Annotated in this window: 11 protein-coding genes; 6 read left to right on the top strand and 5 right to left on the bottom strand. The window is 59.1% G+C overall.

Annotation, left to right across the window (positions count from 1 at the left end; all coding sequences use genetic code 11):
• Nucleotides 1–46 precede the first annotated feature (46 nt).
• Together ACWKWM_RS01120 and ompR are read right to left on the bottom strand one after the other, a co-directional pair.
• Complete coding sequence (locus ACWKWM_RS01120; RefSeq protein WP_483844350.1) at nt 47–1360, bottom strand: ATP-binding protein; 1314 nt, start codon at nt 1358–1360, stop codon at nt 47–49.
• A gap of 173 nt (nt 1361–1533) precedes the next feature.
• Complete coding sequence (ompR, locus tag ACWKWM_RS01115) at nt 1534–2286, bottom strand: osmolarity response regulator transcription factor OmpR (protein ID WP_483835045.1); 753 nt, start codon at nt 2284–2286, stop codon at nt 1534–1536.
• A gap of 282 nt (nt 2287–2568) precedes the next feature.
• Here ompR and ACWKWM_RS01110 point away from each other — a divergent pair, with 282 nt between their 5' ends.
• The 3 genes from ACWKWM_RS01110 (at nt 2569) to gshA (ending at nt 7061) form a co-directional block, all read left to right on the top strand.
• Nucleotides 2569–4893, top strand: coding sequence for a Tex family protein (locus tag ACWKWM_RS01110; RefSeq protein WP_483844349.1), 2325 nt, complete (start codon nt 2569–2571; stop codon nt 4891–4893).
• Complete coding sequence (locus ACWKWM_RS01105; protein WP_483844348.1) at nt 4893–5276, top strand: PaaI family thioesterase; 384 nt, start codon at nt 4893–4895, stop codon at nt 5274–5276. The genes ACWKWM_RS01110 and ACWKWM_RS01105 overlap by 1 nt, the downstream gene beginning before the upstream one ends.
• A gap of 198 nt (nt 5277–5474) precedes the next feature.
• On the top strand, nt 5475–7061 hold the full coding sequence (gene gshA / locus ACWKWM_RS01100) for a glutamate--cysteine ligase (protein ID WP_483844347.1): 1587 nt from the start codon (nt 5475–5477) through the stop codon (nt 7059–7061).
• 185 nt (nt 7062–7246) lie between these two features.
• Here gshA and argA read toward each other — a convergent pair whose 3' ends face one another.
• Together argA and argE are read right to left on the bottom strand one after the other, a co-directional pair.
• Nucleotides 7247–8545: an amino-acid N-acetyltransferase gene (gene argA / locus ACWKWM_RS01095; protein WP_483844346.1), complete on the bottom strand. Its 1299-nt coding sequence runs from the start codon at nt 8543–8545 to the stop codon at nt 7247–7249.
• A 118-nt stretch (nt 8546–8663) separates the two neighbouring features.
• Nucleotides 8664–9815, bottom strand: coding sequence for an acetylornithine deacetylase (gene argE / locus ACWKWM_RS01090; RefSeq protein WP_483844345.1), 1152 nt, complete (start codon nt 9813–9815; stop codon nt 8664–8666).
• Nucleotides 9816–9981: 166 nt separating this feature from the next.
• On the opposite strand from argE, the gene ACWKWM_RS01085 reads away from it, so the two are divergent.
• On the top strand, nt 9982–11349 hold the full coding sequence (locus ACWKWM_RS01085) for a CYTH domain-containing protein (RefSeq protein ID WP_483844344.1): 1368 nt from the start codon (nt 9982–9984) through the stop codon (nt 11347–11349).
• Between the two features lie 148 nt (nt 11350–11497).
• On the opposite strand, the gene ACWKWM_RS01080 is transcribed toward ACWKWM_RS01085, so the two are convergent.
• On the bottom strand, nt 11498–11968 hold the full coding sequence (locus ACWKWM_RS01080; RefSeq protein WP_483844343.1) for an Lrp/AsnC family transcriptional regulator: 471 nt from the start codon (nt 11966–11968) through the stop codon (nt 11498–11500).
• Nucleotides 11969–12117: 149 nt separating this feature from the next.
• On the opposite strand from ACWKWM_RS01080, the gene ACWKWM_RS01075 reads away from it, so the two are divergent.
• Together ACWKWM_RS01075 and tfpB are read left to right on the top strand one after the other, a co-directional pair.
• A complete protein-coding gene (locus ACWKWM_RS01075) occupies nt 12118–12465 on the top strand; it encodes a hypothetical protein (RefSeq protein WP_483844342.1) in 348 nt (115 codons plus the stop codon).
• 120 nt (nt 12466–12585) lie between these two features.
• Nucleotides 12586–14370, top strand: coding sequence for a type IV pilus assembly ATPase TfpB (tfpB, locus tag ACWKWM_RS01070; protein WP_483844341.1), 1785 nt, complete (start codon nt 12586–12588; stop codon nt 14368–14370).
• Nucleotides 14371–14541 lie beyond the last annotated feature (171 nt).

Raw genomic sequence — 14541 nt, 5'->3', positions numbered from 1 at the left:
GCGAGTGGGCGGCATTCCGCCCCACTCGCTCCAACAGATCAGAACTTCAATCCGCATCCCTCGGCAGCATCAAACCCAACGGCAACCTGACCCTCGCTTCCAGCCCCCCACCTGACCGGTTGCGCAACTCGACGTTACCGCCGTGCATCGCAGCAATCCGTTTGACGATTGCCAGCCCCAACCCCGTGCCCTTCCCGCTGCGTGCGCGGTCGCCACGAATGAACGGATTGAAAATGCCTTCCAGCTCAGACTCATCGATCCCTGCCCCGCGATCCAGCACGCTCAGCACTACATAAGGTGCGCCACTGTCTCCCGAAACGTAGGCCGCCACCTCAACTCCATTACCCGCGTGGTGCATGGCATTGCCAATGAGGTTTGCCAGCAGCCGTTTCAACGAAATCCGCCGAAGCGCAAAAGGCGGAATCGGTTCCAGGCACAACCGGATCTGTTCCTCGGGACTGTTGTACGGCGCCACCACTTCACGCACCAAGTCGCCGAGATCGACCTCCTCGATTTCTTCGTCACGCCCGTCACGAATGAACGCCAGGAACTGATCGAGAATCGCGTCCATGTCCTCGATATCGCGCACCATGCCTGCGGTCAGGTCGTTGTCCCCAGGCATCAACTCCAGGGACAGCCGCAGTCGCGTCAATGGCGTGCGCAAATCGTGGGAAACGCCGGCCAGCATCAATTCGCGTTCCTGCCCGGCCTGCTCGACGTCCTCGGCCATCTGGTTGAACGCCCGGTAGACCTCGGTCATCTCACTGGGCGTGTCGCTGACCGGCAAGCGCACACTGCGCCCCTGGCCTAATTGACGCGCTGCGAACACTAGGCGTTTGAGTGGCTGATTGAGTTGGCTGACAAAAATCCAGGCTGACGCGGTGGATAACAGTCCGATAGCCAGGAACCAGCCGAGCACGCTCCAGATTTTCTGCCCCCGCAAGGGGTGTGGATACAACGGCACCTTCAGCCAGCCATCGCCCAGGCTTGGAGCCCGCACCCAGAGTGCCGGCGGCGCATGCACACGCAAGCGCACTTCGGTGTCGGCACCCAGCTCGGCTTGCATCTGACGCTGATATATCTCGGAATACGGCCAATGCTGTTCGCCTTCCGGCACACCGCCGCCCACCACCCGAATCAAACCTGCGGCCTCGGCAATGGGTTCGCGATCACTTTCATCGGCCGCCCAATACGCCCGCAGCGTCAACGCCACACCATGGCTGTATTGACGGTCGACCAGCACGTCTTCGTTCATCAACAGATAAACCAGTGTCAGCGCCTTGGAAAACAAAACGACGATAAGCACTAGCCAGAGGGTGCGGGAGAAAAAGCTTTGCGGAAACCACAGCGGTGTCTTCATAACAGCAGCTACACACTTTGCAGGAGCGAGTCAGGCTCGGATTGTATTGCGAATCGGCGGATCGAGAGGTACGCCAAAACCAGTCACGCTGAAAGCCCCGTTTATGGGGAAATCAGCGCGACTGGAGATTAGATTGGGCGTTGAAACCGCCCTGAAATGTGACCGGTCAGGGATTACTTTTCAGCATTTGCGTCGCTGTTGCCGTCTGGCACAAAGACGTAGCCCACCCCCCAAACGGTCTGAATGTAACGCGGTTTAGCCGCGTCCGGCTCGATCAGGCGGCGCAGACGGGAAATCTGCACATCGATGGAGCGCTCCAGGGCATCCCATTCGCGGCCACGGGCCAGGTTCATCAGCTTGTCGCGGGTCAGTGGCTCACGCGCATGCATGACCAGCGCTTTGAGGACCGCAAACTCGCCGGTGGTGAGCATGTGCACTTCATTGCCGCGCTTGAGCTCGCGCGTGGCCAGTGACAACTCGTATTCGCCGAAAGTAACGGACTCGTCTTCCGTACCTGGCGCCCCGGGGACCGGAACGGCCTGACGACGCAGGACCGCTTTGACGCGAGCCATGAGTTCGTCGGGGTTGAAAGGTTTGGCCAGGTAATCGTCAGCGCCAAGCTCAAGGCCCTTGATTCGGCTCAGCTCATCGCCTTTGGCGGTCAGCATGATGATCGGCACTTGATTGTTCGCTGCACGCAAGCGACGGCAGGCCGACAGGCCGTCTTCGCCCGGCAGCATCAGATCCAGCACAACAAGGTGGAAAACCTCGCGAGCCAACAAGCGATCCATTTGCTCTACGTTGGCCACAGCACGGGCACGATAGCCCTTGCTGGTGAAAAAGCGCTCTAACAGACTGCTAAGGCCTGGGTCATCATCAACAATGAGGATTTTCTCGCCTTCAACCGTTTGTGCGGTGCTGCTCATAGGATGCTCCTTTGATCTCGGCGCGCATTATGGCGTAGCTGCTGTGATGCGCACCGTGTGCATTGTTAGCAGATTTTTCCTGAGCTGCCACCGACGCTCTTGCGCGCGGGTTTGCGAAGGATAATCCGGACATTGCCAAGCCGCTTGGGCTGGGCGGCGTCGGCGGGTCCCCTATTCAGGGTTGGCTGGGTATAATGCGCCGCCTTCAAGGTCAGGCAACGCTTAAACAAGGCAGTTCGCCAGTAGCTGGATTTTTAGCACTCACATTTGCCAGGTGGTTTTATGGACAGTATCAACAGCCGCATCGCCGAAGAACTCGGTGTCCGCCCGCAACAGGTCGAAGCGGCCGTCGCGCTACTGGATGAAGGCTCAACCGTGCCCTTCATTTCTCGCTACCGTAAAGAAGTGACTGGCAGCCTCGATGACACGCAATTGCGTCATTTGGAAGAGCGCCTGCGCTACCTGCGCGAGCTGGATGAGCGTCGTATCAGCATCCTCGCCAGCATCGAAGAACAAGGCAAGCTGACGCCTGAACTGGCGCGCGACATTAAACTCGCCGACACCAAAACCCGCCTCGAAGACCTTTATCTCCCGTACAAACAAAAACGCCGCACCAAGGGCCAGATTGCCCTGGAAGCCGGTTTGGGCGAGTTAGCCGACGGTCTGTTCAACGACCCGAGCCTGACGCCTGAGACCGAAGCGGCGCGCTTCATCGACGCTGAAAAAGGCGTGGCCGATGTCAAGGCAGCCCTCGAAGGCGCCAAGTACGTCCTGATGGAGCGCTTCGCGGAAGACGCCAGCCTGCTGGAGAAACTTCGCAGCTTCCTCAAGCACGAGGCGGTGATCAGCGCTCGTGTTGTCGCTGGCAAGGAAGAAGAAGGAGCGAAGTTCCGCGACTACTTCGAACACGACGAACCACTGAAAAGCATGCCATCTCACCGCGCGCTCGCGATTTTTCGTGGCCGCAACGAAGGCATCCTTAGCTCCGCCTTGAAAGTCGGCGAAGAGCTGCCAGGCACCATGCACCCTTGCGAACTGATGATTGGCGAACGTTTCGGTTTGCAGAACCAGAATCGCCCGGCTGACAAGTGGCTGGCTGAAGTGGTGCGCTGGACCTGGAAGGTAAAACTCTATTCCCACCTGGAAACCGACCTGTTCGGCGAGTTGCGCGAGGGTGCAGAAACCGAAGCGATCAACGTCTTCGCCCATAACCTGCACGATTTGCTGCTGGCAGCTCCGGCCGGCCCACGCGCTACGTTGGGCCTGGACCCAGGCTTGCGCACCGGTTGCAAGGTCGCAGTGGTCGATTCCACTGGCAAGCTGCTCGACTACGCCACGGTTTACCCGCACGTCCCGAAAAACCAGTGGGACCAGACCATCGCTGTATTGGCCGCCTTGTGCGCCAAGCATGCCGTTGACCTGATCGCCATCGGCAACGGCACCGCCAGCCGCGAAACCGACAAACTGGCTGCCGACCTGATCAAAAAGTATCCAGGTCTGAAAATGACCAAAGTCATGGTGTCCGAAGCAGGTGCATCGGTGTATTCCGCGTCGGAACTGGCAGCCAAGGAGTTTCCGGATCTGGACGTGTCGATCCGTGGCGCGGTTTCCATTGCTCGTAGGCTGCAAGACCCATTGGCTGAACTGGTGAAGATCGACCCGAAATCCATTGGCGTCGGCCAATACCAGCACGACGTGTCGCAGCTAAAGCTGGCGCGCGGCCTGGACGCTGTGGTCGAGGACTGCGTGAACGCCGTAGGCGTGGACGTAAACACCGCCTCCGTGGCCCTGCTAGCGCGTATTTCCGGCCTCAACACCACGCTGGCGCAGAACATCGTCGCCCACCGTGACGAGAACGGCGCCTTCAAAACCCGTGCTTCGCTGAAGAAAGTCGCGCGTCTGGGCGAGAAAACCTTCGAACAGGCGGCAGGCTTTCTGCGCGTCATGAACGGCGACAACCCGCTGGATTCCTCAGCCGTTCACCCGGAAGCCTATCCGCTGGTGCAACGCATCGCTGCCGAAACCGATCGTGACATTCGCTCGCTGGTGGGTGATGCCAGCTTCCTCAAGCGTCTGGACCCAAAAAAGTACACGGACGAAACCTTCGGTCTGCCGACCGTCACCGACATCCTGCAAGAACTGGAAAAGCCGGGCCGTGATCCACGCCCCGAGTTCAAAACAGCTGAATTCCAGGACGGCGTCGAAGACCTCAAGGACCTGCAATTGGGCATGATCCTCGAAGGCGTCGTGACCAACGTCACTAACTTCGGTGCGTTTGTCGACATCGGCGTGCATCAGGACGGTTTGGTACACATCTCAGCGCTGTCGGAGAAGTTCATCAAGGACCCACGCGAAGCGGTCAAGGCGGGCGACGTGGTGAAAGTGAAGGTCATGGAAGTCGATATCCCGCGCAAACGCGTCGGCCTGTCGATGCGCATGAGCGATACACCCGGCGAGAAGATCGACGGTGCGCGTGGTGCGCGCCCGGGTTCCGCGCCGCGCCAGCAGCAGCAAAGCACCCCACGCAAGGAAACTGCCACAGCGGCCCCGGCCAACAACGCCATGGCCTCGCTGTTCGCCAACGCTAAACAACTGAAGAAGCGCTGATGGAAATTCCAGACGAGTTGACGCAAAGCGCGTACTTCAAGACCCTCGGCTGTCGCGTCGTGCGATTGGGCGACGGCGTGGCCGAAGTTGCACTGGCGCTTGAGCCGCACCTGCGCAATCGCGGCAACGTGATGCACGGCGGGGCGATTTTCAGCCTCGTCGATATCGCCATGGGGCTGGCGTGTTCCAGCTCCCATGGTTTTGAACAACGCAGCGTCACGGTTGAATGCAAAATCAACTACGTGCGCGGCGTGGCCGACGGTGAAGTGACCTGCGTCAGCACGGTCCTGCACGCCGGCAGGCGAACCCTGGTGGTCGAAGCCGAAGTACGTCAGGACGACAAACTTGTCGCGAAAGCGCAGGGCACGTTCGCTGTCGTCTAGCTGTCCGACATGGTTATGGGGTAATTTCGGCACGGTGTAACAGTGTCGAAATACTCTGAAATCGATGCTGGATCATCGGTTACCGGAAACCGGGCGTTCAGGCCGAAACGAGGCGTCAACGCCAGTTTTTTTCCTCACCCTTGTAGACCGTCATTACGATCCCCATATAGGGCCGACTGATGCGTGAAGGAATTCAACTTGAGCGAAATTCTCAACCGCCGCCTGGCTCTGCTTAGCGAGCGCACCAACCTCTCCCTGTTAGAGCAGTGCTTGCACGGCATCGAGCGTGAATGTTTACGCGTGACAGGTGATGCCCGCCTGGCTCAGACGCCGCATCCCGAGGCCCTCGGCGCTGCGCTGACCAACGAGCAGATCACCACTGACTATTCCGAGTCCCTGCTGGAGTTCATCACGCCTGCGCTGAAGAATCCGGTCGACACTCTGGCAAGCCTGGACCAGATCCACCGCTTCGCTTACAGCAAACTGGGTGGCGAGTTCCTCTGGAGCCCGTCGATGCCCTGCCCGCTGCCCGCCGAAGAAGATATTCCGATCGCCTACTACGGCACGTCGAATATCGGTCAGCTCAAATACGTCTATCGCAAGGGCCTGGCTCTGCGATATGGCAAGACGATGCAATGCATTGCCGGCATTCATTACAATTTTTCGCTTCCAGAAGCCATCTGGCCGCTGCTCAAGCAGACCGAAAGTTTCGATGGCGATGCCCGCGATTATCAGTCCCACAGCTATATCGGGCTGATTCGTAACTTCCGTCGCTACAGTTGGTTGCTGATGTATCTGTTTGGCGCATCGCCTGCGCTGGACGCCAGTTTCCTGCGCGGTCGTTCGCATCAGCTTGAACAACTGGATGCCGACACACTGTATCTGCCGTATGCCACCAGCCTGCGCATGAGCGATCTGGGCTATCAAAGCAACGCCCAAGCAGACTTGACGCCGTGCTACCACGATCTGATCAGCTACACCGACAGCCTGCGCAAAGCCGTTGCAACGCCTTACGCACCGTATGTCGAGATCGGCACGCACAAGGATGGTGAGTGGATTCAGCTCAATACCAACGTGCTGCAGATCGAAAACGAGTACTACTCCACCATTCGCCCGAAACGCGTGACGTATTCCGGTGAGCGCCCGATTCAGGCGCTCGTCGCCCGCGGTGTGCAATATGTTGAAGTCCGCTGCCTGGACATCAACCCGTTCCTGCCTACCGGCATTGATTTGCAGCAAGCACGCTTCATGGACGCGTTCATTCTGTTCTGTGCCCTGCAGGAAAGCCCGCAGCTGGCAGAAAACGAATGCAATAACGCTGCGTCGAACTTCCTGACGGTGGTCAAGGAGGGTCGTCGTCCTGGCCTGGAGTTGAATCGCAACGACACAACCATCGACCTGAAAGTCTGGGCCGACGAGTTGCTGGACAAGATCGAGCCGATCATGGCGCTGCTGGACGAAAGTCAGGGCGTTGATGAGCACGCCAAATCGCTGGCAGTGCAGCGCGCAAAAGTGGCGGATGCTTCGCTGACGCCATCGGCGCAGGTGCTGGCGAGCATGGCCGAGCACAAGGAAGGCTTCACGGCGTTTTCGTTCCGTCAAAGCCAGGCCCATGCCGAGCATTTCCGCAGCCAGCCGTTGAGCGTTGAGGAGCAATCGCACTTCGAAAGCCTGGCCCGCAACTCCCATGCACAACAGGCAGAGCTTGAGCAAACCGAAGAGAAGGTAGATTTCGACATCTTCGTCGGCGCGTATCAGGCCAGTATTCTGGCGATCAGTAACTGAGCAATCAGTGACTCAAAACAACTTGTGGGAGCGGACAGGTCCGCTCCCACATTTGATTCTGCAATCAGAGACACCCTCGACTGTAGGAGCGCGCTTGCCCGCGATGAGGCCAACGTGCCCGATATTGTCTGGCGCCTGACAAATTCTTCGCCGGCAAGCGCGCTCCTACAAATCGTTGGGGGCGCTTACAACGCCTTCTCGAAAATCTTCGAATTACGCTGATAGTTGTAGAGCGACGCCCGCGCACTTGGCAGGCGATCAACGCTGCTGGGCTCAAAACCGCGCTCACGGAACCAGTGGGCGGTGCGGGTGGTGAGGACGAACAGAGTTTTCAACCCCAGCTCCCGCGCTCGCTCTTCGATCCGCTCCAGCAACTCATCCCCGCGCCCGCCGTGACGGTAATCCGGGTTGACCGCCAGACACGCCAGCTCCCCCGCCTCGGAATCCGCAATCGGATACAGCGCTGCGCAGGCAATGATCAACCCCTCGCGCTCGACCACACTGAACTGCTCGACCTCTCGCTCCAGCACTTCACGGGAACGACGCACCAGAATGCCCTGCTCTTCGAGCGGCGTAATCAGCTGCATCAAGCCGCCGACATCGCCGATGCCCGCCTCACGCACGAACTCGAACTGTTCCTGCGCAACCAGCGTACCGCCGCCAGCGCGCGTGAACAGCTCCGACAGCAGCGCGCCGTCTTCGGCATAACTGACGATATGGCTGCGCGCCACACCGCCGCGACATGCCTCGGCAGCAGCATCCAGCAATTCAGCCTGATAGTTATTACCCAGCCGTTGCAGGTGAGCTGGGACTTGCTGCGGTCGCAATTCGCGCACCAGCTTGCCTTGAGCGTCCAGCAGACCAGGTTCGGCACCGAACAGCAGCAGCTTGTCCGCCGCCAGATCCACGGCCGCGCGGGTGGCGACGTCTTCGCAGGCGAGGTTGAAAATTTCACCGGTCGGCGAATAACCGACGGGCGACAGCAGCACGATGGAACGCTCGTCCAGCAGACGATTGATGCCCTTGCGGTCAATCCGGCGCACTTCGCCAGTGTGCTGGTAATCCACGCCTTCAAGCACGCCAATCGGCCGCGCCGTCACCAGGTTGCCGCTGGTCACTCGCAAACGTGAGCCCTGCATCGGCGAAGCGGCCATGTCCATCGACAGGCGCGCTTCAATGGCCAGCCGCAGTGCGCCAACGGCGTCGATCACGCACTCAAGCGTCGCTGCATCGGTGATGCGCATATCGCGATGAAAATGGGGGGTTAGGCCACGCGCTTGCAGACGGGCTTCAATCTGCGGACGTGAACCGTGAACCAGCACCAGTCGCACGCCCAGGCTGTGCAACAGCACCAGATCGTGAACGATGTTACCGAAGTTCGGGTGATCGACGCCGTCGCCAGGCAGCATGACGACGAAGGTGCGATCGCGGTGGGCATTGATGTAGGGAGAAGCGTGACGAAGCCAATTAACGTAATCGGGCATAACCGAAAGAGCCTGTAAAAAGAGGGACGAGGGGTAGGAAAAAACTCAAAGCCGCATGAGCTTTATCGTCGGAACAGGCTTGGCGACACGCGCACTCTCCTTCTGGGTAATACCTGATTCACCGGGCGGGCGTCAGGCAATAATGTTCGATCAATTGGCGCAATAGACGCACTGTAGGCTGCAAGCGTGACATTTCGAGGTATTCACCGGGCTGGTGGGCGCAAGCAATGTCGCCGGGGCCCAGCACGATGGTTTCGCAGCCAAGGCGCTGAAGATAAGGCGCTTCTGTGCCAAATGCCACTGCTTGGGCCGTATGACCGGTCAGACGCTCGGCAACGCGAACCAGTTCCGCATCGGCATCTTGCTCGAATGGCGACACTTCCGAAAACAACGGCGCGTAGTTGATCTGCACCTGATGCAACTCGGCCAGCGGCTGAAGCTTTTGCCGGATGGCGGCGCGCAGCATTTCCGGATCCATGCCCGGCAACGGCCGCAAATCGAACTCCAGCGAGCATTGACCGCAGATTCGGTTCGGGTTGTCGCCGCCGTGGATGCAGCCGAAGTTCATGGTCGGCTGCGGCACGCTGAACTGCGGATTGCGAAATTGCGCCTGCCATTGGGTGCGCAGGCCCTTTAGCTCGCCGATGGCGTCGTACATCGCTTCAAGGGCGCTGTGTCCCAGGCTCGGGTCCGAGGAATGACCGCTGCGCCCTAAAATCTCGATGCGCTCCATCATCACGCCTTTGTGCAGCCGAATCGGCTTCAAACCCGTTGGCTCGCCGATCACCGCTGCACGGCCCAATGGTTTCCCCGCTGCCGCCAGAGCCTTCGCGCCTGACATCGAACTTTCTTCGTCGCAGGTGGCGAGAATGATCAGCGGCTGCTTGAACGGCTGATCGACCAAGTCCCGCACGGCCTCGATGATCAAGGCGAAGAAACCTTTCATGTCACAGCTGCCGAGTCCTACCCAACTGCCGTCGACTTCCGTCAGTTTGAGTGGATCGGTCTTCCACAACGCGTCGTCATACGGAACCGTGTCGCTGTGACCCGCCAGCACCAGGCCGCCGGGGCCAGTGCCGTAGGTCGCCAGCAAATTGTACTTGCCGGGCAGCACTTGCTGGATATCGCAGACAAAACCCAAATCCCCCAACCAACCGGCCAGCAGGTCGATGACAGGGCGATTGGATTGATCCAGAGCCGGCTGAGTGCAACTCACCGAAGGCGCAGCGATCAAGGCCGCGAACTGGTCTTTCATGGACGGCAACGGCATGGGCACTTCCTCAAAGCGGTGAAGACACGCGCCCCATCATAGGGTGATTGGCGTCCGGGAATAAACTGTCACGGTTGATGTCCTGTACACTGCTCGGCCGTTGCAGCTGTGTCGAACCCGGCTGCGCCCCCCGTTTATCAGCGATCAGCGCTTGGATTCTCCGGCCATGCAGAAAGAAACCGAAATCAAACTCCGCGTCAGCCGCGAAACCCTCATCGCGCTGCACGAGCACCCGTTGCTCAAGAAACGCAACAAAAGCGGTTGGGAGCGCCTCGAGCTTTTCAACCAGTACTTCGACACCCCCGAGCGCGAACTGGCTCAGGCCAAAGTCGCGCTGCGCCTGCGCCGTGATGGCGACGCGATCATCCAGACGCTCAAGACCCGCGGTCAAAGCGTCGCGGGGCTGTCTGAGCGCAATGAGTACAACTGGGACCTGCCCAAAGCCAAGCTGGACCTGAAAAAGCTCGACGGCGAATGCTGGCCCGAGCAGCTGGCCGATCTGGATAAAAAGACCATCAAACCGGTGTTCACCACCGATTTCGTGCGCGAAAAAGCCGAAATAGCCTGGGGCCGTGGCAAATCCAAAGTGGTCATCGAAGCTGCGCTGGACCTGGGCAAAGTCATCGTCGGCAAGCAGGAAGAAGAAATCTGCGAGCTGGAACTGGAGTTGCGCGAAGGCGAGCCCGCGGCACTGCTGGAATTGGCTGCCGAGCTCGCCGAAAAGCTCGCGCTGATGCCGTGTGACATCAGCAAAGCCGAGCGCGGCTATCGGTTGTCGGATACCAGCAGCTACGCGGTGAAACTGCCGACTCCGCAAATCCCGGCAGAATTGTCGCTGGATGAAGCGTTCAGCGCCGTCGCCTGGTATTTGCTGGGCAGCAGCCAGCGTCTGGCCGAGCAATATCGTTTCAACGGTCACTGGAGCCTGTTGCAGGAGTGGGTCGAAGTGCTCGCTGAACTGCGCGCCTTGGCTGGCAGCCTCGGTCAGGCCGCACCGCGCTCGACCACTCATAACTTGCGCGCCGCGCTGGATGCCTTGATCGAAGATTGGCGCACGCTGGTGCAGGCCGGTCAGGAAGACGCCGATGTCCGTGGCGCCGCCCATGAGCAGTTCATCGAAGAGCTGGAAGACCCGCGCTGGGGCCAGTTTTCGCTCAATACCTCACGCTGGTTGATGGCGCGTAGCTGGACCCTTGAGCGCAATAACCGTGGTAACCGTCAGGGCGCGGCGATGGTTGAAAGCTGGGTCGCACGCTTCCTCGCCGACGAAGCGACTGCGCTGAACCTAGCGCGCTATCAGCAGCAGCCGGAAGATCTGGCTGAACAATTGCCACGCATCGAGCGCATTCAGGTCTGGCTGCACTACGCCCGTTCGGCGTTGGATTTGCCGGAACTTGATCGACTGTACGGCGAGCTGAACAAGCTGGAGCAACTGGCGCACCTGGACATCACTGACGAATTCCTTGATGCCCGCATGCAGCAAACCATCGTCGTGCTGCAAAGCCGCTCGTGGAAAACGCTGTTGAAGATGTAAATCGGTAAAACGCCGGCGCTTGCTTCACCGCATCGCGAGCAAGCTCCCTCCCACACTGTTGTCGGTTGGCGGAAAGTTATTCGCTTAACCAAAATTCGGTGGGAGGGAGCTTGCTCGCGATGCTTCTGAGGGGGTCCACTCCCGCGAACTACCGCTCAATCGGCAAACTGGTGGTCGATTTGATCTCCGAGAGCGCCACTGTCGAATTCACTTCCTGTATCCCCGGCACCAGCGACAGCTTCTCGAAGAAGAAGCGCTCGTACGCCTCAATGTCCGGCGTGACGATTCTCAGCAAGAAATCCACCGACCCCATCAACACGTAACACTCCAGCACCTCGGGAAATCCGCGAATAGCTTCGGTGAACTCCGTAAAATTCGAGCGGCCGTGGGCGTTGAGTTTCACTTCCGCGAATATCTGTGTGTTCAGGCCGATTTTCTTGCGATCCAGCAGCGTCACCTGACGCCGAATCACGCCTTCATCCTTGAGGCGCTGAATCCTTCGCCAACACGGTGACTGCGACAAGCCCACCTGCTCGGCGATTTGCGCGCTGGACAGAGAAGCGTCCTCCTGCAACAGCGCGAGAATCTTCCGATCGTGGCCATCCAGCTCAATTTGCATAATCAATTCTCAGCATCGACCACCGATGCATAAACAATTCGCGTACAGACTAAATCAATCGATCTCAGACCAGAAATTTCTTTTCCCGCGTGTAAAGATTTCTTCCAACGAATCCCGATCATCTTCCCGCCGAATAAGGAGCGTCCCGCATGTCTCATCTCGAAGCCGTCCACAACGTCCCGCTGCGCCCGGATGCATGGTCTGCCAGCAACGCGCATTGTCGCGCCCGCTATCAAGTGTTGGCCGAAGCCGAGCCCGATCTGCTCTGCCGAGTGCTCAATTTGTTCGCAATGCAGTACCTGATCCCGCAACAGGTCAGCGTTCTGCAACAAGACGGCCTGTTAATGATCCAGGCCCAGGTGGGCGATCTGACTTGGCATCGTGCGCAAGTCATCGGTGAAAAGATGCGCAGTTTGGTCAGCGTTTGCTCGGTAGAGCTGGAGTCAATCGCCGAATTGCACGCCCTGCCGGAGACAATGCCACTCGCCGCCGGCTGAGCGTTCGGACTGATTAAAAAAAATATTGGCAACGCTTACTCACATGACAGGCGCAACAACTGGCACGCTTGGGACTACTCTTGCTTACCGAAGTAAGCCGTCTCGCCCAAAGGAGCCTGCATGTCCGTCCTCGCTTCATCCTCCCAGGACCGCTGGCTGGATCTGAACGACCTGTTGCGTGACCTCGTTACCCAGGGATTTGTGGATCAGGACAGCGCCGAGCAAGCGCTGACTGTTCGCCGAAGTGCACAAAACGCGAGCGTCCACCCGTTGGAATTCCTCGCGACCCAGCAACTCGACAACCTTCAACGACCCGGTAGAAAGCTTGATCTGGAAACCCTGACCGCATGGTTGGCCGAACAGGTTGCTCAACCGTATATGCGCATTGACCCGCTGAAGATCAACGTAGCCGCCGTAACCCCGCTCATGTCCTACGCCTTTGCCCAACGCCACAAGATTCTGGCGGTCGGTATAGACCGCGATGCAGTGACTATCGCCAGCGCGCAGCCCTACGTCAGCGCGTGGGAAGCCGACCTGACTCACGTGCTGAAGCTGCCCATCAAACGCGTCGTCGCAAACCCAGTGGACATCCAGCGCCTTGCCGTCGAGTTTTATCGGCTGGCCAAGTCCGTCAGCGGCGCGAATGCGACCGATCAAAAACTTACCAACCTCGGTAACTTCGAGCAACTGCTCAAGCTCGGCGCCAGCGACCAGGAGCCCGACGCCAACGATGCCCACATCGTCAACATCGTCGACTGGCTGTTTCAGTACGCTTTCCAGCAACGCGCCAGCGATATTCATATCGAGCCGCGTCGCGATCAGGGCATGGTGCGCTTTCGCATTGATGGCGTGCTGCACAACGTTTATCAGTTCCCGTCCCAGGTGAACATGGCAATCGTCAGTCGCCTGAAAAGCCTGGGGCGGATGAACGTCGCCGAAAAACGCAAACCCCAGGATGGCCGGGTCAAGACCAAGACACCCGACGGCGGCGAAGTCGAATTGCGCCTGTCGACGCTGCCAACGGCGTTTGGCGAAAAAATGGTCATGCGGATCTTCGACCCGGAAGTGCTGCTCAAGGATTTCGATCAACTGGGCTTTTCGAACGATGACTTGCGCCGCTGGCAGGACATGACGCGCCAGCCAAACGGCATCATTCTGGTTACCGGGCCGACCGGCTCCGGCAAGACCACCACCCTGTACACCACGCTCAAGAAGCTGGCGACGTCGGAGGTCAACCTCTGCACGATCGAAGACCCCATCGAGATGGTCGAGCCTGCGTTCAATCAGATGCAGGTCCAGCACAACATTGACCTGACCTTTGCCAGCGGGGTGCGTGCGCTGATGCGGCAAGACCCGGACATCATCATGATCGGCGAGATCCGCGATCTGGAAACTGCGGAAATGGCGATTCAGGCAGCGCTCACCGGGCACCTCGTGCTGTCGACGCTGCACACCAACGACGCCCCCAGCGCGATCAGTCGGTTGCTGGAGTTGGGGGTTCCGCATTATCTGCTCAAGGCCACGATTCTGGGGGTGATGGCGCAACGGCTGGTACGCACGTTATGTCCCCACTGCAAGGCGCCGATCGAGTTGGACGAGGCCGACTGGCAGACCCTGACACGCCCATGGCAAGCGCCCGTCCCCACCGGTGCGCATCGGGCAGTAGGTTGCGTCGAATGCCGCGACACGGGTTATCGTGGCCGCGCGGGCGTGTACGAGATCATGCTGCTGTCGGATGCGGTGAAGTCGCAGATCGTCGCGGACCTGGACCTCACCGGGTTGCGCCGTCAGGCATTCAAAGAAGGGATGCGCAGCCTTCGCCTGTCCGGAGCGCAGAAAGTCGCCGCCGGTTTGACTACGCTTGAAGAAGTGCTGCGCGTGACGCCGCAGAGCGAACAGCGGTAGGCATATTTTTCGCCTTGCTCTGTAGGAGCGAATTTATTCGCGAGGGATGTTCAGCCGATGAAGTTTCATTGACTGGAAGACTCTCGCGAATGAATTCTCTCCTACAGGGCTTTCGCGGCAGCACGCTCACGCTCAATGACCTCATCCAACAACCAACAACCAACAACCAAC

The sequence above is a fragment of the Pseudomonas rosaeacicularis genome (assembly GCF_057128745.1).
Note: the sequence above shows the minus strand (reverse complement) of the source record. Positions and strands in the feature narration are given on the sequence as shown.